This is a genomic window from Mycobacterium shunyiense (assembly GCF_058270035.1).
The window spans coordinates 69096-91927 of record NZ_JBZDPT010000044.1; the positions used below are offsets into that span (position 1 = coordinate 69096).

The window sequence follows — 22832 nt, forward strand, 5'->3', positions numbered from 1 at the left end:
TGACAGGTCCGTTACTGATGCCTGTTGCTGATGTCCGTTGCTGATGGACTAAGCCCCGGCTCGCAGGGACACTGAGCTGAACGCGGAGGGACGATCCTGGTGACTGACGATGTCGATCAACCGACAAGGTTGAATCGCGAGTTCATCTTGGACACCGCAATCGAGCTGATCGACCGCGACGGTCTGACGAAATTGACCATGCGGCGACTGGGCACGGCGTGCGGTGTCGAAGCCATGGCGTTGTACCGCTATGTGCACAGCCGTGGCGACCTGCTGACCGGCGTGGTCGACCACATCGTGGACCGCCTGTACGCAGATCAGCTCGCCGCGCGCCGACAGGAGGACGGCTGGCAGGACTTCCTGCTGCGGCTGGGTCACGGAGTGCGCCAGATCGCCCTTGACCATCCCGACGTGTTCCCTCTGGTGGCGACCGAGGCGCCGGAGGCCCCGTGGGTGCGGCCGCCACTGCGCAGCCTGCGCTGGATGGAGACCTTTCTGGAGACGCTGATCTCCTATGGGTTCAGCGACAGCGCAGCCGTCGCCGCCTACCGGACATACACCACGTTCCTGGTGGGCCAGTTGCTGCTGGAGGTGTCTGCACGCGGTGTCGCCCTCAGCCCGGAGGAACCGACTCTCGACGCCGAGCCGCGGCCCGATACCTCGCTGGCCGACTACCCGAACTTGCGACGGTTGCAGCCGATGCTGGCGGAGGATCACAGCTCCGACGAGTTCGAGGAAGCGTTGGAAGCCCTCCTCGATCGCATCGAAACCTGGCTCGACGGGCACTGAGCAGCCTCGTTTACAACGTAAACCAAGATCGGTATGCTCGGTTTCATCGTGGAATCGAACCGGCAGGATCACGAGCTGCACTGGATGGCTCACCCCATACCCGAAGGCCTCATCGTTCAGGTCTTCGGACAGGTCGATGCCCACAACGAGCCCACGTGGGAACGCATGCTCGGTGAGTCGGCAGCCGCCGCTCCCGATGGTTCGATACTCGTCGTCGACGGCGGGTCCCTGGATTTCATGAGCTGCGGAGCACTGGTCGCCCTGGCCAAACAGGCCGTCGACAGCCGTCAGCAGGGAGTCACGGTGCGACTCGTCACCACGCTGCCGAGCATCCGACGAGTCATCGCCGGCTGCGGTATGGACGACGCGATCTCGGCGCACCCGGATGTCGAATCAGCGTTGAACGGCGGCAGCCCACCATAGGATTCGGTGGATGGCTGTCGACTGGGTGATCGCACCACGTGACCGTGTGCTCGACGGCCTGGAAGCCGGCCTGCACGAACGCTGCGGCGCGGCGCTACTCGGTCCCGCCGGAGTGGGCAAGTCGTCGGTGGCCCGCACCGCTGCTGAACATCTCACCCCGGATTTCCGTCGCGTCCTGTGGATCACCGGCACGGAATCGGCTGCGACAGTTCCCTTTGCAGCGGTCGCGCACCTGATCGACATCCCCTCGACAGGCAAGACCGCCGAGGTGATGCGCGCGGCGCGTGAGGCGCTCGGATCCGGACTGTTGGTTGTCGTGGACGACGCACATCTGCTGGATCGGTTGTCGGCGGCGCTCGTCTACCAACTCGCCGTGACCGGTGCGGCCAAACTCATCGTGACCGCATCTGCGGGGGCGCCCGACGACGTCGCGGCATTGTGGGGTGACCGGCTGGTGAACCGCGTCGAGATGTCGCCGCCGGGCCACGACGACGCCCGACTGGCCGACCAGGTGGACACGTTTCTCGCCGATCTGCCCGACGACGTGGCCGGGGTATTGCGACAACTGGCGGTGCACGATCCGCTGCCACTTGCCGATCTGGCGGCGCTGACCAGCACCGGTGCCGTGCAAGCTGCACAGGACAGCGGCGTGGTTCGCGTCGACGACGGGATGGTGCACTGTGTGCATCCGCTGTTTCTGAGCGCCATGCGTGCCACCGTCGGCGGACCCGACCTGCGGCGGTTGCGCAACGCGGTGGTCGAGAGATTGTCCGCGGCGCCGCGGCCCGGGGTGGTCGACCGGCTGCGTGTGGCGGTACTGGCCCTCGACAGCGACGTGCCCCTTCCCGCCGGGGAACTCGTCGGCGCGGCAGGCGAGGCGCTGCGATTGGGCGACCTGGAGCTGAGCGAACGGCTGGCACGGGCCGCGACCGCGTCCGGTGGCGAATTCACGGGTCTGCTGACCCTGGCGTATGCGTTGGCCTGGCAGGGGCGCGGCCGTGAGGCCGATGCCGTGTTGGGACAGATCGACCCGGCCGACCTGTCAGAGGATCAACTGATGGCGTGGGCGTTGCCGCAGGCGGCCAATCAGTTCTGGATGTTGTCAGAACCCGAACGCGCCACCGCGTTCCTGAAGGCCACCCGCCGACGGGTGTCGACGCCGAGGGCACAGACCACGCTCGACGCACTCGCAGCTACCTTTGCGATGAATGCCGGTGCGCCCCAACGGGCTTTGGGCCTGGCACTGGAGGTGCTGGCCTCCCCCGCCGCTGATGACACCGCGATCGGCTGGGCGGGGTCGACGGCGGCGCTCAGTTGCGCGCGCCTGGGCGCCTTCGACCGGGTGGACGCGATGGCCGAGCGCGCGTTGACGGCAGGGCATCCGGGCCTGTTGCGGTTCACCAGCGGGTTCGGTCAAACCACGGCGCTACTGATGACCGGCCGGCTGGACCGCGCCGAGGAGCTGGCTCAGAGGATCACCGATTTCACCCAGCTGCTGCAGCCCGGTCGCGCGGTGGGCGAGGTGCTGATGGCCGACGTGTTGCTGGTGCGCGGTCAGCTCGATGAGGCGATTGCCCTGTTACGCAAGGCAACTGCTGCGTTGGCGCCGACCGGGTACTCCTGGGGCCCGCTGGCGTGGATGCTGTCGGCTCAGGCCCTCGGGCAACGGGGCATGCCGGTCGAGGCGGGAAAAGCATTGTCGCGTGCGGAATCCCGACACGGACTCAAGTCGATGTTGTTCGCGCCGGAATTGTCCCTGGCCCGCGCCTGGACGTGCTTTGCCCGCAAGGATTCGGTGGGTGCGGTGACCGCGGCGCGCGAGGCTGCCAAGGCCGCCGAGCGCGGCGAGCAATCCGCGGTGATGCTGCGGGCGTTGCACGACGGCGTGCGACTCGGCGATACGCGCGCGGTCGACGCGCTCGCTCGCGTCGAGCTGGATTGCCTGTTCGGGCAGCTGACGCTGGACCACGCGCGTGCGCTGGCCGCTGGGGACGGTGCGGCATTGGCCGACGTCGCCGAGCGGTATCGCGACGTCGGGATGGTTGCCGCGGCTGAGGATGCCTTACGCCAAGCGTCGCGTTGAGGTGAGTTCACGGATCGGATGTCTGTGACCGGACCGTAAACTTCGATCATGCCGACCGGGGAGACATCGGGGTGAGTGCGCTTGACGGGTTCTATTCGACGTGGAACAAAGCGCGGGAGACCTTCGGGGCGGGCACCCCGGACGACGGCTCGCAGTTCGACGGCAGCGCTCGCCTACGGCAGATGAAGGCCGGGGTCGAGGCGGCCGCACCCGATGCCCGTTGGCAAGGCACCGCGTCGGAGGCTTACGCGGCGGCCAACAAGAAGCACGCCGACATCTACGAGAAACTCGCAGATCTGGACCAGAAGATGGCCGCCGAAATCAAGAACGCCGCCAACATCGTCACCGCCGGCCGCGAGAGCCTCGATCGAACTCGCGACTGGGTCTCCAGCTTGGCAGCATCGGTCCCGAACAGCGAAGCCGGCAAGAAGATGCTGCTCGGCATCATCAGCAAAGGCATGGGAGACATCAGCGAGGTCATCCAAAGTTCCACAGTTGGCATGACTGAGAGCAAGGGCCGGATCGAAGCGCTCAAGGCCGGATACGACGAGCTGAAGACCCAACAGTTCGCACCCGCAGGCGGCGACGAAAACGGCAAAGAAGACACCCAGATGCTCGGCGACCAAGAAAACAAAGAGGACGGGGACGGCGAGACCAAGACAGATATGTCGTCCGGCAAGATCGCGGATATCGACGACGCCAACCGGAAACTTCTGGCCGAGATGCGCGCAGAATACGAACAACTCCCCGACGGGCAGGTGAAGACCGATCGGCTCGCCGACATCTCCGCTATCGAGGCGGCGCTCAAGGTGGGAGGGTCGCACCTGATCTATCTCGAAAAACCATCCGACCCGTCGCAGATGGTACCCGCGGCCACCTCGGTCGGGGATCCGTTCACGGCCGACCATGTGTCGGTGACAGTGCCGGGGGTAGGGGGCACCACCCGCGGGACCATTGAAGGAATGACAGGCGAGGCCGCCGTATTGCGCAACGAAGCGACGGATGTCGCCCATGCTGCCGGCACGCCGGACCGGCCGATCAGCGACAGTATTGCGACAGTAGCGTGGGTCGGCTACCAGCCCCCGCCCAATGTCGGCGACACCTCGGTGCTCTCCGACGATCTCGCCCAAGCGGGGGCACCGAAACTCACCTCGTTCCTGGGCGAATTGGATGCAGCGTCGAAGAATCCGGGCCAATCCACCGCATTGTTCGGCCATTCCTACGGTTCGTTGACGTCAGGCATCGCCATGCAGGACGGCGCCAGCCAGTACCTGGACAACGCGGTGCTCTATGGTTCGCCGGGATTTCAGGCTGACACCCCGGCGGAGCTCGGCATGAATGACGGCAACTTCTTTGTGATGGCCGCAGGCGACGACTATCTGATCAACGCGATCGGGTCTGCCGCGCCGCTGCACGGATGGGGATCAGACCCCAATGACATCATCACCAATGACGATGGCAGCCTGCGGTTCCGTTTCGAACACCTGGACACCTCGGCCGGCAATACACCGATTCCTGCCTATGAGTCCAAGATCGGCGCCTCCGGCCACTCCGAGTACGGCCGCGACGCGGGGGAACGAATGACCGGATACAACCTTGCAGCTATCCTGCTGGACCGCCCTGACCTCACGGTAAAGGAGACCCCGTTGTCATGGTCGACCGAAGGCTGATCAAACAAGCACGGCGCCGCGTGACGGCACTGACATTCCTGGTGTGTACCTCGATGGTGATAGGTGGCTGTTCCTTGACTGAGAATCCCTACGAGTCCAAGACGGTCGAAGGTGAAGAAGCGATCAAACTAATCGACACCATGCGCGCCAAGGGCTCCTACGAAGACGCCAGAGCGCGCCTCAACACCACCGCCCAGACCATCGCCGAACGCGTCGCCGCCGCCATTCCCGGCCAGACCTGGAAATTCAGTGACGACCCCGACGCCATGGAGGTCAAGGCCAGCGGACTGCCATGCACAAAACTCACCATGGACGTCGCGCGGCGCCCCTTGTCCGACATGGTCATATTCGGCCGGACGTTCACCTCCGAAGAATTCGAAATGGCCAACGACATCGTGCGCCAAGAAGCCGCCCGCGTCGGAGCGGCCGGAGAATCCTCATTGTTCAACGACGACGCCAAACGCGACTACGACGTACAAGGCAATGGCTACGAGTTCAACCTCCGACAAGGTGGCACCGCCATGCTCACCGCTACTGGAGACTGCTTCCTGATGCAATCCGTGGTTGACTTGCCGCCCGGGCAGCTGCCACCCAAATAACCCACGTGCCAGGCCCCCTGTGCCCGGACGGCCGGACCCGATCGACGAACTGCCGCACAGCATCCGCCCGCACCGACCGTAGAATGCGCAGTTAGACTCAGCGATTTTGAGGGGGCTCGATGAATCAGTTCATCGCCGACATCAGCGCCATGGGCAACTGGCAGCAGCAAATGGGTGATGTGAGCTCGGATGTCAGCAATCTTCTCGGTAGCGCCCCTGGTGCCTCCAGTCTGGCCAGCAGCCTCGGCACCATCGCACACCCGGCACTGAATGCGACGAATGGCGCACAGTCGTCGAGGGAGAGCGCGCTGGGCGCCACCCAGTTCGCCGCCGGCAGAATGTCGGAACTACTCGGCCAGGCGTCGCAGGCATATGCGCGTGGTGACCTGGCGGCCGCCGAACGACTCAAGGCCCAGGCCGACCAGATCGAGGGCAGCGGCTCCTCCGCATCCGCCGGTGGCGGTGCAAGCTCGGCCGGTGGCAGCGCCGACGGCGCAGGCCAGATGATGGGCCAATTCAGCCAGATGGCCGGGCAGATGATGCAGTCGGTCACTCAGCCACTGCAGGGCCTGACCCAGGCCGCGACGCAGGTACCGCAGCAGGTCATGCAGGGAGTGCAAAGCATCGTCGAGGCCGCCACGCAGGCAGCCGGAGGCGGCGGCGATGCTGCGGCAACGGCTGCCGATGTCGGGGGCACGGGAGCCGAGGACGCCATCAAGGCCAACGCCGCCGGCCATCAGGGCCCCGGGGACGGCCAGGGCGACAGCACTGACGGCGGCCCCGCGGATCCGCATGACGGCAAGCACGACGGAAAAGACGACAAGAACGACGCCGAGCACCGCAAACACGACGGTGAACCCGGCCATCGGGCCGAGGCCGGCGCCAGCGCCCTCGGGTACAACGAGCAGCTGGGCGACCGAGCCTCGGCCGGTGTACGGCCGGAGGACGGCTATGGCGTCAGCACGTTGCCGGCCCAGGCCCACAACATCAACCAGCGCCGGCAGTAGCGGCCAGCTCGCCGCCATCCAGCCGCAGCCAGCGGTCGATGCCGATGGCCTCGAGAAACCGTTCGTCGTGGCTGACCACCACGAAAGCCCCCTGATAGGCGTTCAGCGCCGATTCCAGCTGACCGACGCTGACCAGGTCCAGATTGTTGGTCGGCTCATCCAGCAGCAGTAGTTGGGGTGCAGGCTCAGCGTAGAGCACGCAGGCCAGTGTCGCCCGTAGCCGCTCCCCGCCCGACAATGCCGCCACCGGCAGGTGGATGCGGTCACCGCGAAACAGGAACTGCGCCAGCAGATGCATCCGCCGAGTGTGCGCGAGACTCGGGGCAGCAGCCGCCAGACTCTCGGCCACTGTGCGGTCCTCGGGCAGCAGATCCAGGCGTTGCGACAGTGAGGCGATACGCCCGTCGGCCCGTTGCACCATCCCTGAGTCGGGCTCCAGCGCGCCGTCGATGATCCGGAGCAGGGTCGACTTGCCCGCCCCGTTGGGGCCGGTCAGGGCGATGCGCTCCGGACCGCGAATGGACAAGCCAATACCGTTGCCGGCGAACAGTTTCTGGCCGCCACGGCTGATCTGCAGCTCCTCTCCGGCGAAGACCGTACGTCCGGCAGGCACCACAGTGTCGGGCAGGTCCAGCGCGATCACCTTGTCTTCGCGCAGCATTCGTTCAGCTTCGTCGAGTCGGGTTCGCGCATCATCGACCCGCTTCGCGTGCACGTCATCGGCGCGGGCCGCCGATTCCTGCGCATCGCGTTTGAGCTTGCCGGCGACGATCTTCGGCAACCCGGCGTCCTTGACGTTGCGTGCCGCGTTCGACGAGCGTCGGGCAGCGCGCTCGCGCGCCTCCTGCATCTGTCGCTTCTCACGCTTGAGCTGTTGTTCGGCGTTTCGGATGTTGCCCTCGGCCACGGACTGCGCCGCCTCTACCGTTTCCTGGTAGGCGGTGAAATTGCCTCCGTAGAAGATGATTTCACCGCGGTACAGCTCGGCAATCTGATCCATCCGGTCCAGCAACACCCGGTCATGACTGACCACCAACAGGCAGCCGCTGTAGCTGTCGAGCGCGTCGTACAGGCGGCGCCGGGCCGCACTGTCCAGATTGTTCGTGGGCTCGTCGAGGAGCAGAACACCCGGCCGCTTCAGCAGTTGAGCCGCCAGCCCCAGGGACACCACTTCTCCGCCGGACAACGTCCCCAACTGGCGGTCCAGCGCCAGGTCGTCGAGACCGAGCCGGTCCAACTGGGCACGCGAGCGTTCCTCGATGTCCCAGTCGTCGCCGATGGTGGTGAACACCTCGTCACTGGCGTCACCGGCGGCCAAGGCGGCCAGCGCGTCGAGCACCGGGGCGATCCCCAGCACCGCAGCCACGGTGAGATCAGAAGTGAACGGCAAGCTTTGGGGCAGGTAGCCGACGGCGCCGTCAGCCGTCACCGAACCCGCCGACGGCAGGTACTCACCGGCGATCAGCTTGAGCAGCGTGCTCTTTCCGGCACCGTTGGGTGCGACCAGTCCGGTGCGGCCGGGGCCGACCGAAAACGACAGATCCGAGAACAGCTCGACGTCATCGGGCCAGGAGAACGACAAATGGGAACAGACAATAGACATGCTGGTACTCCAAGGTGATGCGGGCATAAAGGCACCGCACAGAGGGACAGGAAGACGAATCGACTCTCGGGATCACCCGGAGATATCGTCAGTTCCCAGCATGTTTTCGGCCCACCTCGGTCGACAGCAGATGCGTTACCCATAGTACGCACGCGTGCAACCGATTTAGGTTCAGAAGGTTCCGCGCAGCCGATCCAGTTGGCGCCGTTCACGTTTCGTCGGGCGACCGGCACCCCGATCGCGGACGGGCGCGGCCGCCAGGATCTCCTTGGGCGGCGGTGGCGGACTGCGGTCGATCAGGCACTCCGCTGCGATGGCGGGACCGACCCGCTTGGCGATCGGGCGGATGACCTCCACGATCCGCTCCCGCCCGTCAAGCCGGACCCGCACCTCGTCGCCCGGACTGACGTGCTGCGCCGGTTTGGCCGGCACGTTGTTGACCCGCACATGACCGCCGCGACAGGCGGCCGCCGCCGCGGACCGGGTCTTGGTGATGCGCACCGCCCAGATCCAGCTGTCGACACGGACGGTGCTCACGACAGATAGCGCCTCAGCATGTCGGTGACCGCGCTGATCTGGGCGACCTCGACGCGTTCGTCGACCTTGTGGGCCAGGTTGGGATCGCCCGGTCCGTAGTTCACGGCAGGAATCCCCAGCGCGGCGAACCGCGACACGTCGGTCCAGCCGTACTTGGCGCGGACGGCTCCCCCGGCAGCGGCCACCAGCGCGGCGGCAGCGGGTTTGGCCAGGCCCGGCAGGGCGCCCGCGGCGGCGTCGGTCAATTCCATGTCGACGTCGAGGCCGTCGAACACCTCGTGCACATGGGCGACGGCCTGATCGACACTTCGGTCGGGAGCAAACCGGAAGTTGACGGTCACCGAGGCGGCGTCGGGGATGACGTTGCCGGCGATGCCGCCGTCGATCCGGACCGCCGACAGCCCTTCCCGATACACGCAGCCGTCGATGTCGACACTGCGGGGCTGATAGGCGGTGAGCCGGTCGAGCACCGCACCGAGTTTGTGGATCGCGTTGTCGCCCAGCCACGAACGTGCGGAATGCGCTCGGGTGCCGGTCGCACCGACGACGACGCGGATCGTGCCCTGACAACCAGCCTCGATGTAACCGCCAGACGGTTCGCCGAGGATCGCGACGTCGGCCTGCAACCACTCCGGCAGCTCGCGTTCGATGCGACCCAGCCCGTTGGCGCTGGACTCGATCTCCTCGCAGTCGTACATCACCAGGGTGATGTCGTGGCTCGGCTCGGCGATGGTGGCGGCCAGGTGCAGGAACACCGCGTCACCGGATTTCATGTCCGAGGTGCCGCAGCCCCACATCTCCCCGTTCTTGATGTGGCTTGGCAGGTTGTCGGCGGCGGGCACGGTGTCGATGTGGCCGGCCAGCATCACCCGTGACGATCGGCCCAGGTTGGTGCGGGCCAGCACCGCGTCACCGTTGCGGATCACCTCGAACCACGGTGCCTGCGTACGCAGCGCGGCCTCGATCTCGTCGGCGATGAGTCGTTCATGGCGCGATTCGCTGGGGATGTCCACAAGTGCAGCGGTCAGCGCGATCGGATCAGCACGCAGGTCTAGCCCCATGGTGTCCGAGGCTAGTCCAGTAACCTTGGCCAACGTGACTGCAGCATCTGGCGTCGGCCTGGCCACCATCACCGCCGACGGGACCGTCCTGGACACCTGGTTTCCCGCCCCTGAGCTGAGCGCCTCCGGCGACGCCGGCACGGTGAAGCTCACGGGTGACGATGTCCCCGCCGAGTTCGCCGGCCTGACCGGCCCCGATGCCGACCGCGGTGTCGAGGTGGTGGCGGTGCGCACCACAATCACCGACCTCGCGGACAAGCCGGCCGACGCGCATGACGCCTACCTGCGGCTGCACCTGCTTTCACACCGGCTCGTGGCCCCACACGGCGCCAACATGGACGGCATCTTCGGTGCGCTGGCCAATGTGGTGTGGACGAACTTCGGTCCGTGCGCGGTCGAGGGCTTCGAAACCGTGCGGGCCAAGCTGCGCCGCCGCGGTGCCGTCGCGGTCTACGGCGTAGACAAGTTCCCCCGCATGGTCGACTACGTGTTGCCGGCGGGCGTGCGGATCGCCGACGCGGACCGCGTCCGCCTGGGTGCGCACCTGGCCGCCGGGACGACCGTCATGCACGAGGGCTTCGTGAACTTCAACGCGGGCACGCTGGGCAACTCGATGGTGGAGGGCCGGATCTCGGCCGGAGTCGTGGTGGACGACGGCTCCGACATCGGTGGCGGCGCCTCGATCATGGGCACGCTGTCCGGTGGTGGCAAAGAGGTCATCAAGGTGGGCAAGCGCTGCCTGCTGGGCGCCAACGCCGGCCTGGGCATCTCGCTGGGCGATGACTGCGTGGTCGAGGCCGGGCTCTATGTCACCGGCGGCACCAAGGTGACCACCGCCGACGGGCAGACCACCAAAGCCGTCGAGCTCTCGGGCGCGAACAACCTACTGTTCCGCCGCAACTCACTCTCGGGCGCCGTCGAGGTCGTCAAGCGTGACGGCACCGGCATCACGCTCAACGAGGCGCTGCACGCCAACTAGCTTTCTTCCGCCGAACGTCGGCTTGTGTGTCACAAATCGCGGATAGGAGACACACAAGCCGGCGTCCGGGGACTCAGGCTATGTGCAGGGGATCCCGTGCGGGCCGCCGATCCAGTGACCTGGCGGGGATTGCCAAGGGCACCACTTCTTGATCTGCCCTGGCGGTAGGTTCGGGCCTGGATTCCAGTCAACCCAGCCCGGACCGGGAACCCACGGAATACGGGGGCCGGGGTCAGCCTGCGCTGAAGCCGCGCCCAACCCGAGGGATCCGGTGCCCAGTGCACCGGCGATCATTGCTGTTCCCACGATCTTCTTGAGATTCACGTGTGGCCTCCAAACATCTGCAGGTTGACGTGCGCTTTCTAACTTCTCTATCGACCAAGCTACGCCTTTTGTTAACACGTCGGCGGAGCCGGACCTACTCGGCAGCGAGTATGCAGAACTCGTTGCCTTCAGGGTCGGCCAGCACCACCCAGGTCTCGTCGCCCTGGCCGACGTCGACGTGTCGCGCACCCAGACCGACCAACCGGTCCACCTCGGCCTGCTGATCGTCGGGGGTGAAGTCTGGATGCACTCGGTTCTTGACCAGCTTGCCCTCCGGCACGGCGGTGAACAACCAGACGGGGCCGGCACCGGGCGGCGGGGTGAGGATCACGTCGCCGTCGGCATCGGTGTGATGGGGCCAGCCGAGCACTTTCGACCACCAGGTCCCCAATGCTTCGGGGTCATGTGCGTCGATGCAGATCTCGGAGAACCTCAGTCCCATTGCGCCAGTTCCTTTTTCATCACCTTGCCCATGGCGTTGCGGGGCAGGCTGTCCACCAGCCGCACTTCGCGGGGTCGCTTGTGTGCTGAAAGTTGTTGGGCGACAAACTCGATCAATACTTCCGGTGCGGCAGTGCCGACGACGAACGCGACGATGCGCTGCCCGAGATCCTCGTCGGGCATGCCGACCACGGCCACCTCGTCGACGCCGTCATGGCCCAGCAGCACGGTTTCGATCTCACCCGCGCCGATGCGGTAGCCGCCGGACTTGATCAGATCCACCGATTCACGCCCGACGATGCGGTGCATGCCGTCGGCATCGATGACGGCAACGTCGCCGGTGCGGTACCAACCGTCTGAATCGAAGGCCTCGGCGGTGGCCTCGGGCCGGTTGAGATAGCCACCAAACACCATGGGGCCCTTGATCTGCAGCCGCCCGATGGTCTCACCGTCGTGCGGCACCTCGGCACCCTCGTCGTCGACCAACCTGGTCTGCACCCCGGCCAGCGGCAGCCCGACCCAGCCGGGCCTACGCTCACCGTCCACCCGGGTGCTCAGCGTGATCAGAGATTCGGTGCTGCCGTAGCGCTCCACCGGAGCGTGCCCGGTCAGCCGGACCAACTCGTCGAACACCGGTACCGGCAGCGGCGCACTACCGGAGACCAGCAGCCGCGCCGTGGACAGGGCCAGCGCCGAGTCGAGGTCCTTGACCACCCGTGACCACACCGTCGGCACTCCGAAATACAGCGTGCCCTGGGCCTGCGCGTACGCGGCCGGTGTCGGTTTCCCGGTGTGTACGAAGCGGTTCCCGATCCGAAGCGAGCCGAGCAGGCCAAGCACCAGGCCGTGTACGTGGAACAACGGCAGCCCGTGCACCAGGGTGTCGGCGGACGTCCACTGCCACGCCTCGGCCAGCGCGTCGATGTCGTCGGCGATGGCCTGACGACTGATCGGCACCCCCTTGGGCGCTCCGGTGGTGCCGGAGGTGTACATGATGATCGCGGTCGAATCAGCTGGCGGTTCTTGGTAGCGGTGCCAGGACCGCGCGTGCAGCCGGACCGGGATCAATGGAAGCCCCGCAGGATCATCGCCGTCCTCAGGCATCTCCCCCAGCCAGGCCTGGGCGCCCGAGTCCGCGAGGATGTGCCTGCGCTCTGCCACGCCGACGTCGGCCGGGACCGGCACCACCGGCACGCCGGCGATCAAGCATCCGATGATGGCGAGGACCGTCGTCGGGGTCGGCGTCGCCAAGACCGCGACGCGGCCGGCGACAGCGACGCGCTCGGCCACCGAAGTGGCGGCGCCGACGAGGTCGCTGCGGCTCAGCACGGTCCCGTCGATCGAAACGGCATCGTCAAGTTCGGCCCCCGCGGCGACAGCTGCGGGGTTCAAGGAGGCCAGCAACACCCTTGTGAGGCTACCGTCGGGTGGTATGGGCACAGCATCTGGACGCGACCGCGACGACTCCGGCCGGCCACGCAACACCCGCCCGCGTGACGCACTCGGCCGGCCGTTGCCGTACGGCAGTGAAGGCGTCGCACGCATTCCCGATGAGCTGGAGCTCACGCCGGCCGAAACTCTCGCCTACGCCCAGGATCTGCTCGACCGTGGTCAGGCGTTCAGCGCTCACGAAGTACTCGAAGCGGCGTGGAAGAACGGGCCGGGCCACGAACGTGCGCTCTGGCAGGGTCTGGCGCAGCTGGCTGTGGGCATCACGCATGTGCAGCGCGGCAACCGGACCGGCGCTGCCGCCCTGTTGCGACGCGCCGCAGCGCGGTTGGCACTCGTCGAAACACCTGCGCCCTACGACATCGATGTGACCCGCCTCGTCGATGTCGCCGCCACTCTCGCCGACGACATCGAGAGCACCGACGACATCGCGCCGGAGCGGCTGCGCACCGGCCTCACGGCCGCCATCCGCCGGACTGCGACGCGCGAGGTGTACCGGAACAACTGGCTGACGCTGCGCGAAGACCACATCGTCCGGTCTGACGGCAGCACCGGCGTCTACGCCGTCGTGGACAAGCAGACCTACGCCCTGGTGATTCCGTACGACCCCGATGGCGATCGGTTTCACCTCGTCGAGCAGTTCCGCTATCCGTTGGGGTTGCGGCGCTGGGAGTTCCCTCAGGGCACAGCGCCAGAGAATCAACATCTGGAGGCCACCGCCCTCGCCCACCGCGAGCTTCGTGAAGAGACCGGTCTGCGCGCCGAGACCATGGAAAGACTCGGCCAACTCGATGTGGCGGCGGGGATGAGCAGTCAGCGCGGCTGGGTGTTTCTGGCGACCGGCCTGACCGAGGGCGAACACGAACGCGAGCATGAGGAGCAGGACATGCACAGCGCGTGGTTCTGCCGAGCAGAGCTGAACGGCATGATCCGGGACGGCGCGATCACCGATGCCCAGAGCTTGGCGGCCTTGACTTTTCTGCTGTTGCGCGAGAGGGAAATTCAGCGTTGACATCAACTTAGGTTGAGGTTCTACCGTCGAGCGCGTGAGCGAACCAGAGGTGATAGTCGACCAAGTTGTCCTGCGCGACGGCTTCGTCCCGTTGATCGACATCAGCAGCGCCCGAAACGGCGACCCACGTCAACGCCAAGCAGTCGCCGACGCTATCGGGCGATGCTGCGAAAGCAGCGGTTTTCTGCTGCTCGTCGGCCATGGGGTACCCGATGGCGTGATCGAGGATGTCAACCGCGCGCTGCGCGAATTCTTCTCGCTGCCACGGGCCCTCAAGGAACAGGTCGGGGCCGATCCTGCCGATCCGCTGGCCCTTGGTTTCAGCAGTGCGGGCAACCTCGCGGCCACCAACGACGGGGCCGACCCGGTGGCCGAACACGAATCACCGGACCAGGTCGAGAAATTCGTGTACTTCCCGCAGGGAAATCCGGAGGGGTTCGACGGGCCCGGATGGGCCGATGGACGGGTCTCGGTCGCCGAACGATGGCCAGAGGTACCGGGATTCCGCGCGGCCTACGCACGCTATTACGACGAGATGGCTTCGCTTGCGACCGAGTTGTCCCGGCTGTTCGCCTTGGCGCTGGGCCTGCGCGAAGACTGGTTCGACACGCTGATCGACCGGCACAACTCCAACCTGATGGCCAACCACTACCCGGCCGATGATCAGCCGGCCGGCCACATCCGGCTCAGTCAGCACAGCGACTGGGGCAACCTCACGATCCTGCTGCAGGACGAAACCCAGAACGGGCTACAGGTTCGGGACGATCGCGGTGAGTGGCTCGACGTGCCGGTGGTACCCGGCTCGTTCGTCATCAACATCGGCGACCTGTTGGCCCGGTGGACCAACGACCGGTGGGTCAGCACGGTGCACCGGGTAGTGGGCACCGGAGCACCCACCGCAGAGCGGTTCAGCCTTCCGTTCTTCCACCAGCCCAACTTCGACGCCGTGATCGAGTGCATCCCCACGTGTGCGACCGTGGACAACCCGGCGCGGTATGAACCGGTGGTGTCGGGACCGTATCTGCTCGACAAGTTCAAGGTCGCCTACGACCTGAGTCCCAGCTGAGGCCCTGGGTCAGTGGCGCTCGGCCAGGGCCCGCAGGAAGAACGTCAGGTTGGCCGGGCGCTCCGCCAGTCGCCGTACGAAGTAGCCGTACCACTCGTTGCCGAACGGCACGTACACCCGGACGTGGTTGCCCGCGTCGGCAAGCCGGCGTTGTTCGGCGTCACGGATGTTGTAGAGCATCTGGTACTCGAAACCGTCCACGCCCCGGCTGAATTCGTCGACAAGGCCGGGTACCGCGTCGATGATCTGCGGGTCGTGTGAGGCCACCATCGGGTAGCCCGATCCGGCCATCAGCACCCGCAGGCAGCGCAGGTAGGAGTCGGTGACCTCGTCTGCATCGCGGTAGGCAACCGTGGCGGGCTCGTCGTAGGCGCCCTTGCACAGCCTGATCCGGGCTCCGGATGCGGCGAACTCACGGCAGTCCGCCTCGGTCCGGTGCAGATAGGCCTGCAGAACGGTTCCCAGCCAGTCGAATTCGGTGCGCAGATCACGCACGATGGACAGGGTCGAGTCGGTCGTGGTGTGGTCCTCGGCATCCACGGTGACCCAGGCTCCCACCTCGCGGGCCTTGGTACAGACGGTGTGCGCGTTCTCGTAGGCGATCTTCTCACCGTCGCGCGGCAGTGCCTGACCGAGCGCCGAGAGTTTGAGTGACACCTCGAGCGGTCGCACGGCGGCGTCGATGTCGCCGCGTCGCGCCAGCCCGTCGAGCAGGGTCAGGTAGGCCTGCACAGTACGTTCGGCGTCGTCGTTGCTCGTCGTGTCCTCGCCGAGGTAGTCGACGGTGACGAATCGGCCCGAATCTCGCAGTGCACCAACGGTGGCGAGCGCCTCGGGTACCGTCTCCCCTGCCACAAAGCGGTCCACCACCTTGCGGGTGATCGGGAGGCGTTCGGCTGTGTGGCGCAGTCGCGGCGAGTGCGACGCGGCCAGGATCGCCGGGCGGGCGACGCGCTGGAAGACGCCCATGTCAGACCTCCATGTGGGGGTAGGTGTGGTGGGTGGGCGGCACGAACGTCTCTTTGATGGAGCGGGCCGAGGTCCAGCGCAACAGGTTCAGCGCGGAGCCGGCCTTGTCGTTGGTGCCCGAGGCGCGCGATCCGCCGAAGGGCTGCTGGCCGACGACCGCGCCGGTCGGCTTGTCGTTGACGTAGAAGTTGCCCGCGGCGTTCCGCAGCCGGTCGGCGGCGGTCAACACCGCGGCGCGGTCGTCGGCGATCACCGCACCGGTCAGCGCGTAGCGGGCACCGGTGTCGACGACGTCGAGGATGCGCTCGTACTCCGCGTCGGGATAGACGTGGACCGCGAGGATGGGGCCGAAGTACTCGGTGGAGAAGGCCTCGTCGGTCGGATCGTCGGACAGCAGAACGGTGGGCCTGACGAAATAGCCTTCACTGTCGTCGTATTCACCGCCGGCGGCGATGGTGACGCCCGCCGCGCCCTTGGCCCGCTCGATCGCCGCGACGTTCTTGGCGTAGGCGCGTTCGTCGATCACGGCACCGCCGTAGTTGGTCAGGTCGGTGACGTCGCCGTACTTGAGGTCCGATGTGGCCGACAGGAAGTCGTCGCCCATCCGGTGCCACACCGAGCGCGGGATGAAGGCCCGGGAGGCTGCCGAGCACTTCTGTCCCTGGTAGTCGAAGGCACCGCGGATCAGGGCAGTGCGCAGGACATCCGGGCGGGCCGAGGAATGCGCGACGACGAAGTCCTTGCCGCCGGTCTCGCCGACCAGTCGTGGATAGGTGTGGTAGCTGCCGATGTTCGCGCCGACCTCGCGCCACAGGTGCTGGAACGTGGCGGTCGATCCGGTGAAGTGGATGCCGGCCAGTCGCGGATCCGCCAGGGCCACATCGGAAACCGCGATCCCGTCGCCGGTCACCAGATTGATCACCCCGGGCGGCAGTCCGGCGGCCTCGAGCAGTTGCATCGTCAGGTAGGCCGCGAAGGTCTGGGTGGGCGAGGGTTTCCACACCACCGTGTTGCCCATCAGGGCGGGTGCGGTGGGCAGGTTGCCGGCGATCGCGGTGAAGTTGAAGGGGGTGATGGCGTAGACGAAGCCCTCGAGTGGCCGGTGATCGGTGCGGTTCCAGACGCCGGGGCTGCTGACGGGCTGTTGCGCCAGGATCTCACGGGCGAACTCGACGTTGAACCGCCAGAAGTCGATCAGCTCGCAGGGGGCGTCGATCTCGGCCTGGTAGGCCGTCTTGGACTGGCCGAGCATGGTGGCGGCGGCGACCTTCTCGCGCCAAGGTCCGGACAGCAGATCGGCCGCGCGCAGGAACACCGCGGCGCGCTCGTCGAACGGCATCCGGGCCCACCCGGCCTTGGCGGCCAGCGCGGCCTCGATGGCGGCACTGGCGTCGGCGTGTTCGGCGTTGGTCAGGGTGCCGAGCGTCGCGCTGTGGCGATGCGGTTGCACGACATCGATGCGTGCACCGCCGCCCATGGTGTGTTTGCCGCCGATGACGTGCGGCAGGTCGATCGGGGCGCCGGTGAGTTCGCCGAGCGCAGTGGCGAGCCGGGCGCGTTCGCCCGAGCCCGGTGCGTAGTCGTGAACCGGCTCGTTGGCCGGCGCGGGCACGGCGGTGATGGCATCCATGAGTCAAGAATCCCCGACGTGACCCACGCAACACTTGTCTGTTCCGCCAAGCCTTGCTCGTCTGATCAGTAGAATCGGACAATATGCGGACCACTGGTGTCAGCCTGGGCCAACTGTTGTTGGCGCTGGATGCCACCCTGGTCAGGCTGGTTGAGGCACCCCGCGGCCTAGATCTGGCGGTGGCCTCGGCCGCACTCATCGATTCCGACGACGTGCGCCTGGGCCTGGCCCCGTCCGCAGGCGCCGCGGACGTGTTCTTCCTGCTCGGATTGTCCGAAGAAGACGCGCTGAGCTGGGTCGAGCAGCAGACCGCACGCCGGGCGCCTGCGGCGATCTTCATCAAGAAGCCATCCGATGCGGTCATCGAACGAGCAGTGGCGGCGGGCACCGCGGTGGTTGCCGTCGATCCGCGGGCCCGCTGGGAGCGGCTGTACCGATTGGTCAACCATGTCTTCGAACACCATGGTGACGGCGCGTTGCACGATTCGGGTACCGACCTGTTCGGCCTGGCCCAGTCAGTGGCCGAACGCACGCACGGCATGGTCAGCATCGAGGACGCCCAGTCACACGTGTTGGCCTATTCCGCGTCCAGCGACGAAGCCGATGAGTTGCGTCGCCTGTCGATTCTCGGCCGAGCGGGTCCACCGGAGCATCTGGCGTGGATCGCCCAGTGGGGCATCTTCGATGCGTTGCGTTCCCGACCGGAGGCGGTGCGGGTGGCCGAGCGCCCCGAACTCGGGCTGCGGCCCAGGCTGGCGATCGGCATCTTCGCGCCCGCCGTCGACGAGCGCCGGGCCGCCGCGTTCGTCGGCACCATCTGGGTGCAGCAGGGCAGTCGCCCGCTGGCCGAGGACGCCGAGGAGGTGATGCGCGGCGCCGCTGTTCTGGCCGCGCGGATCATGGCGCGCCTGACCGCCGCGCCGTCCACCCATGCCGTGCGGGTACAGGAACTGCTGGGGTTGGGTGAGGCGGAGGCCCCCGTCGAAGTGGAGTTGATCGCCCGGGAACTAGGTGTGGCCGTTGACGGCCGGGCCGCGGTGATCGGCTTCGACAGCCGCGCCGGAGCCAATCAGGCGAGCCGACTGGCTGATGTTCTGGCTTTGAGCGCCAGCGCCTTTCGCCATGACGCACAGATGGCCTCGGTGGGATCGCGGGTCTATGTGCTGTTCCCCACCACTGGTAAGGCGGTGACGTCGTGGGTGCGGGGCACCGTGGCGTCGTTGCGCACCGAGTTGGGACTGGAGCTGCACGCGGTGATTGCCAGCCCGGTGGCCGGGTTGGCCGGCGCGGCGGCGGCCCGCACCGATGTCGACCGGGTGCTCGACACCGCCGGACGCCATCCCGGAACGCTGGCCGCCGTCACCTCGCTGGCCGAGGCGCGCACGACGGTGTTGCTCGACGAGATCGTCACCGCCATCGCCGCCGACGAGCGGCTGATCGATCCGCGGGTGCGGATGTTGCGGGCCGACGAACCGGTGCTCGCGGAAACCCTGGGCATGTACCTGGACTGCTTCGGCGACGTGGCCGCGGCCGCGCAGCATCTGCACGTACACCCCAACACTGTCCGTTACCGGATCCGCCGCGTGGAAGAGCTGTTGGCGACCTCCCTCAACGATGCCGATGTCCGGCTGCTGCTCGCGTTGAGTCTGCGTGCCACAGCGTGAGTCGCCTCCCCCGCCGAGCAGACGCTCAGGTACCCAGATGCTCGGCGTGTCGGGTACCGCCGCGTCTGCTCGCCAGAAATGTGGGCCCCTGTCCATCGTTCGGTTGACATACGAATCAGCCGCGAAGGCGTCGCGCGGACACGGGCGAAGCGGCACCGTAGGGGTATGACGACCGAAACGGTTCAGCACACATACGAACATCCGTATCTGAGCGGGAACTACGCCCCGGTACATGACGAGGTCACGGTCACCGACCTGACGGTCACGGGGAACATTCCGGACTACCTCGACGGACGCTACCTGCGCACCGGGCCCAACCCGCTGCGCGCTCCCGATCCGGAACGCCACCACTGGTTTCTGGGCGACGGCATGGCGCACGGGATCCGGCTGCGCGACGGCAGCGCGACCTGGTACCGGAATCGCTGGATCAGGTCGAGTTCGGTCGCGCGCCAGCTCGGCGAAAAATGGGCCGGCGGCGCGCACGCCGGTGGGTTCGACTTCCCCTCGAACACCAACATCATCGGCCATGCCGGCCGGACGTTGGTGGTCACCGAGGCCGGCGTGCGACCCTACGAACTCACCGACGAGCTCGACACGGTAGGTCCGTCCGACTTCTGCGGCACATTGTTCGGCGGATTCACCGCACACCCGAAGCATGATCCGAAAACCGGTGAACTGCATGCCGTGTCGTACAACCCGTTGCGCGGCAACGTGGTGAGCTACACCGTCACCGGGGTGGACGGAAGGGTCCGGCGCACCGTCGACATCGCCTTACGCGCACAGACGATGATGCACGACTTCACCCTGACCGAGAAGTATGTGGTGCTCTACGACCTGCCGGTGCTGCTCGATCTGACGACGATGGTCAAGAGTGCCCCGGCGCGTGCCGCCGCACGGTTGCTGACCGGATTCGCTGCCCGGCACGCGGCACCGGACTTCGTCCTGCGCGCCGCCATGCGCGGATCCGAACGCGCCGCGCTGCCGACGACGGCAATGCCGTACCGGTGGGCACCGGAGCACGGTGCTCGTATCGGGGTGATGCCCCGCGAGGGATCAGCCGCCGACATCCGGTGGTTCGACATACCGCCGTGCTATGTGTTCCACACCCTCAACGGGTACGACCAGACCGGACCCGACGGCGAACAGATCGTGCTCGACGTCGTCCGACATCCTGCGGTGTTCACAACCGGCGACCGGCTGTTCACCGACTCGATCACATTGGACCGCTGGACCGTTGACCTTCGCACCGGCAAGGTGCGCGAGCAGCGACTCCACGACGAGACCCAGGAATTCCCCCGCATCGACGACCGCACAGTCGGGCGGCAGCACCGGTACGGCTACACCGTCAGCCTGTCCCCGGAACCGGACGCGCCGGCCGGCGCCATCCTGCGCCACGACCTGCGTGAGGGAACCACCGACCGGGTCGACTTCGGGCCCGGGCGCGAACCCGGCGAATTCGTCTTCGTCCCGTCCGGACCGGATGCCGACGAGAACGACGGCGTGGTGATGGGATTCGTCTACGACCGAGCCGAGAACCGTAGCGATCTGGTGTTGCTCGACGGGCAGAGTCTGGCACCCGTTGCCACCGTGCACATTCCGGTCAGGGTCCCACACGGATTCCACGGAAACTGGGTGGCCACCGAAGGCGGCGGCGGCCGTTAACATCGGCAGATGACCGAAACCGGTCCGTCCACTACAGCAGTCCTGCGGGAACCGTCGGACTGGCATTGGATGTGGGAGACCTACGTCTGCGGGTTGTGCGTCGCGGCGGTCGTCGCGGTGGTGCTGCTGCGACACACCCTCGGCGGCAACGTAGGAGTGGCGTGCGGCGCACTCGCCGCGATGGTCGTCGTCGTTCTGGTGTTCGGACGCAGCGTGATTCACGATGCGGATCCGATCACCGGCCCGGTGAGCGCACGGACGGCGGCGTTCCTGGCAGTGATGATCGGCCTCTGGCTGCTCGCGCTGCTGGCCGCGGCGCCGGCCGTCGCGGCAATTCCGGCGCTCTTCCCGCTGATCTTCGCCACGTTGCCGCTGACGGCGGCGTTGACGCTGACTTTCCTGGTCACCCTGGCACCGTTGGGCCTCGCCGTGGCCATCCACGGGCTGGGGTGGCCGAGCCTGCCGCCGGTGGCCGCGGTGACCCTCGTCGGTGCGGTTGCCGCCCCGATCATCGGTACCACCATCATGACCACCATGCGCCAGCGACAGAAGTTGGCGGAGACGGTCGCCGAGTTGGCGGCCAGCCGGGCCGAAGCCGCCCGCCTGTCACGGGAGGCCGGCGTGGCCGCCGAACGGGAGCGGCTGGCCCGGGAGATCCACGACACCCTGGCCCAGGGATTCACCAGCATCGTGGCGCTCGCCCAGGCGGTGCAGGCGGAGAGCGACGCAGACCCGGCCGCCGCCGCCCGGCATGTGGAGTTGATCCGCAACACCGCGCGCGACAACTTGGCCGAGGCCCGCACGATGGTCACCAGACTGACCCCGGCCGCGTTGGAGGAGGGCTCCCTGCCTGCTGCCCTGCGCCGCCAGTGCGAGCGATTGGCCGCCGAGACCGGCATCGCCGTCGACATACACATCGACGACGACCTACCCTCGCTTGGCATGGCCGCCGATGTGGTGTTGTTGCGCAGCGCGCAGGAGGCGATGACGAACGTGCGCCGGCATTCGCAGGCCAGTGAACTCCGGGTCCACCTTGAGCCCGTACCGCACGGGGTACGACTTTCCCTGTCCGACAACGGTATCGGCCTGCAGCCCGACCACGTCGACGGTTTCGGACTGCGCGGTATGCAGGCCCGGCTGGATCAGGTCGGCGGCACCCTGACGCTGTCGGTCCCCGACGGTGGCGGCGTGCGGGTGATCGTGGCGGTGCCGGCATGACCGGGACTGCGACCAAGGTCCTGCTGGTCGACGATCACCCGGTGGTCCGCGAGGGGCTGCGCGGCATGATCGACGCCGAGGACGACCTGACGGTGATCGGTGAGGCCGGTTCCGGCGCCGAGGCGATCGGGTTGGCCGGTGCGCTGCGCCCCGATGTCATCTTGATGGATCTGCGGATGCCCGGAATCGACGGCGTCACCGCCACTGCCCAGATTCTGGCTGCCGATCCTTCGATCCACATCGTCGTGGTCACCACCTACGAAAGTGACACCGACATCCTTCGCGCTGTCGAGGCCGGCGCGACGGGCTATCTGCTCAAGGATGCGTCCCGCGCCGAGTTGGCCCGTGCGGTGCGCGACGCCGCGCGCGGCAAGACGGTGCTGGCCCCCGGCGTCGCAGACCGATTGGTGAACGCGGTCCGGACGCCCGCGGTGACACTGTCGGTGCGGGAGGCCGAGGCGCTGGCCTTGGTGGCCACAGGTGCCACCAACGCCGATATCGGCCGCGCATTACACATCAGCGAGGCCACCGTGAAGACGCATCTGCTACGGGCGTTCCACAAACTCGGGGTGTCCGACCGCACGGCGGCCGTCACCAAAGCGATGTCGCTGGGCCTGCTGGGCTGACTTTCTCCCGCGAGCAGACG

General features: G+C 67.0%; 20 protein-coding genes and 1 pseudogene. 14 read left to right on the forward strand and 7 right to left on the reverse strand.

Going from position 1 to position 22832, the window contains the following annotated elements:
• Positions 1-99 precede the first annotated feature (99 nt).
• From AC4ELS_RS25200 to AC4ELS_RS25225, 6 genes are all read left to right on the forward strand, one after another.
• Positions 100-789: a TetR/AcrR family transcriptional regulator gene (locus tag AC4ELS_RS25200; RefSeq protein WP_448448494.1), complete on the forward strand. Its 690-nt coding sequence runs from the start codon at positions 100-102 to the stop codon at positions 787-789.
• Positions 790-822: 33 nt separating this feature from the next.
• Positions 823-1212, forward strand: a complete 390-nt coding sequence (locus AC4ELS_RS25205; protein ID WP_448448495.1) for an anti-sigma factor antagonist — start codon at positions 823-825, stop codon at positions 1210-1212.
• 10 nt (positions 1213-1222) lie between these two features.
• Positions 1223-3295, forward strand: coding sequence for an AAA family ATPase (locus AC4ELS_RS25210; protein WP_499049719.1), 2073 nt, complete (start codon positions 1223-1225; stop codon positions 3293-3295).
• A 71-nt stretch (positions 3296-3366) separates the two neighbouring features.
• Positions 3367-4965: an alpha/beta hydrolase gene (locus AC4ELS_RS25215; protein WP_448448497.1), complete on the forward strand. Its 1599-nt coding sequence runs from the start codon at positions 3367-3369 to the stop codon at positions 4963-4965.
• Positions 4947-5564 carry an LppA family lipoprotein gene (locus AC4ELS_RS25220; RefSeq protein WP_448448498.1) on the forward strand — a complete coding sequence of 206 codons (618 nt, stop codon included), beginning with the start codon at positions 4947-4949 and terminating at the stop codon, positions 5562-5564. The genes AC4ELS_RS25215 and AC4ELS_RS25220 overlap by 19 nt, the downstream gene beginning before the upstream one ends.
• Before the next feature lie 119 nt (positions 5565-5683).
• Positions 5684-6571, forward strand: coding sequence for a type VII secretion target (locus AC4ELS_RS25225; RefSeq protein ID WP_448448499.1), 888 nt, complete (start codon positions 5684-5686; stop codon positions 6569-6571).
• On the opposite strand, the gene AC4ELS_RS25230 is transcribed toward AC4ELS_RS25225, so the two are convergent.
• The 3 genes from AC4ELS_RS25230 to dapE form a co-directional block, all read right to left on the reverse strand.
• Complete coding sequence (locus tag AC4ELS_RS25230; protein ID WP_448448500.1) at positions 6552-8174, reverse strand: ABC-F family ATP-binding cassette domain-containing protein; 1623 nt, start codon at positions 8172-8174, stop codon at positions 6552-6554. The genes AC4ELS_RS25225 and AC4ELS_RS25230 overlap by 20 nt on opposite strands.
• Positions 8175-8345: 171 nt before the next feature.
• On the reverse strand, positions 8346-8711 hold the full coding sequence (gene hslR, locus AC4ELS_RS25235) for an Hsp15 family ribosome-associated heat shock protein (protein WP_064886281.1): 366 nt from the start codon (positions 8709-8711) through the stop codon (positions 8346-8348).
• On the reverse strand, positions 8708-9772 hold the full coding sequence (gene dapE, locus AC4ELS_RS25240) for a succinyl-diaminopimelate desuccinylase (RefSeq protein ID WP_448448501.1): 1065 nt from the start codon (positions 9770-9772) through the stop codon (positions 8708-8710). The genes hslR and dapE overlap by 4 nt, the downstream gene beginning before the upstream one ends.
• A 25-nt stretch (positions 9773-9797) precedes the next feature.
• Here dapE and dapD point away from each other — a divergent pair, with 25 nt between their 5' ends.
• The gene (dapD, locus tag AC4ELS_RS25245; protein WP_498887686.1) at positions 9798-10751 is read left to right on the forward strand and encodes a 2,3,4,5-tetrahydropyridine-2,6-dicarboxylate N-succinyltransferase; all 954 of its coding nucleotides are present in this window, start codon (positions 9798-9800) and stop codon (positions 10749-10751) included.
• Between the two features lie 418 nt (positions 10752-11169).
• Here the strand turns inward: dapD and AC4ELS_RS25250 are convergent, their stop codons facing one another.
• Together AC4ELS_RS25250 and AC4ELS_RS25255 are read right to left on the reverse strand one after the other, a co-directional pair.
• A complete protein-coding gene (locus AC4ELS_RS25250) occupies positions 11170-11517 on the reverse strand; it encodes a VOC family protein (RefSeq protein ID WP_499049722.1) in 348 nt (115 codons plus the stop codon).
• A complete protein-coding gene (locus tag AC4ELS_RS25255; protein WP_448448504.1) occupies positions 11508-12923 on the reverse strand; it encodes an acyl-CoA synthetase in 1416 nt (471 codons plus the stop codon). The genes AC4ELS_RS25250 and AC4ELS_RS25255 overlap by 10 nt, the downstream gene beginning before the upstream one ends.
• A gap of 25 nt (positions 12924-12948) precedes the next feature.
• On the opposite strand from AC4ELS_RS25255, the pseudogene AC4ELS_RS25260 reads away from it, so the two are divergent.
• The 3 genes and pseudogenes from AC4ELS_RS25260 to AC4ELS_RS25270 form a co-directional block, all read left to right on the forward strand.
• Positions 12949-13428 (forward strand): annotated as a pseudogene (locus AC4ELS_RS25260) (DUF309 domain-containing protein); the annotation flags it as partial.
• Between the two features lie 3 nt (positions 13429-13431).
• Positions 13432-13977: an NUDIX domain-containing protein gene (locus tag AC4ELS_RS25265; protein ID WP_499049935.1), complete on the forward strand. Its 546-nt coding sequence runs from the start codon at positions 13432-13434 to the stop codon at positions 13975-13977.
• 34 nt (positions 13978-14011) lie between these two features.
• Positions 14012-15043: an isopenicillin N synthase family dioxygenase gene (locus tag AC4ELS_RS25270; RefSeq protein ID WP_499049724.1), complete on the forward strand. Its 1032-nt coding sequence runs from the start codon at positions 14012-14014 to the stop codon at positions 15041-15043.
• A 9-nt stretch (positions 15044-15052) separates the two neighbouring features.
• Here AC4ELS_RS25270 and AC4ELS_RS25275 read toward each other — a convergent pair whose 3' ends face one another.
• The gene (locus AC4ELS_RS25275; protein WP_499049726.1) at positions 15053-16012 is read right to left on the reverse strand and encodes a proline dehydrogenase family protein; all 960 of its coding nucleotides are present in this window, start codon (positions 16010-16012) and stop codon (positions 15053-15055) included.
• Position 16013: 1 nt separating this feature from the next.
• Entirely contained in the window at positions 16014-17642 is a 1629-nt protein-coding gene (gene pruA, locus AC4ELS_RS25280) for an L-glutamate gamma-semialdehyde dehydrogenase (RefSeq protein WP_499049728.1), read from the reverse strand.
• Between the two features lie 83 nt (positions 17643-17725).
• Between pruA and AC4ELS_RS25285 the strand changes: the two genes are divergently transcribed.
• The 4 genes from AC4ELS_RS25285 (at position 17726) to AC4ELS_RS25300 (ending at position 22812) form a co-directional block, all read left to right on the forward strand.
• The gene (locus AC4ELS_RS25285) at positions 17726-19306 is read left to right on the forward strand and encodes a PucR family transcriptional regulator (RefSeq protein ID WP_499049731.1); all 1581 of its coding nucleotides are present in this window, start codon (positions 17726-17728) and stop codon (positions 19304-19306) included.
• A 165-nt stretch (positions 19307-19471) separates the two neighbouring features.
• Positions 19472-20968 (forward strand): carotenoid oxygenase family protein, encoded by a 1497-nt coding sequence (locus AC4ELS_RS25290; protein ID WP_499049733.1) that lies wholly within the window; start codon positions 19472-19474, stop codon positions 20966-20968.
• 9 nt (positions 20969-20977) lie between these two features.
• Entirely contained in the window at positions 20978-22186 is a 1209-nt protein-coding gene (locus AC4ELS_RS25295) for a sensor histidine kinase (protein ID WP_498887701.1), read from the forward strand.
• Complete coding sequence (locus AC4ELS_RS25300; protein ID WP_498887703.1) at positions 22183-22812, forward strand: response regulator; 630 nt, start codon at positions 22183-22185, stop codon at positions 22810-22812. The genes AC4ELS_RS25295 and AC4ELS_RS25300 overlap by 4 nt, the downstream gene beginning before the upstream one ends.
• Positions 22813-22832 lie beyond the last annotated feature (20 nt).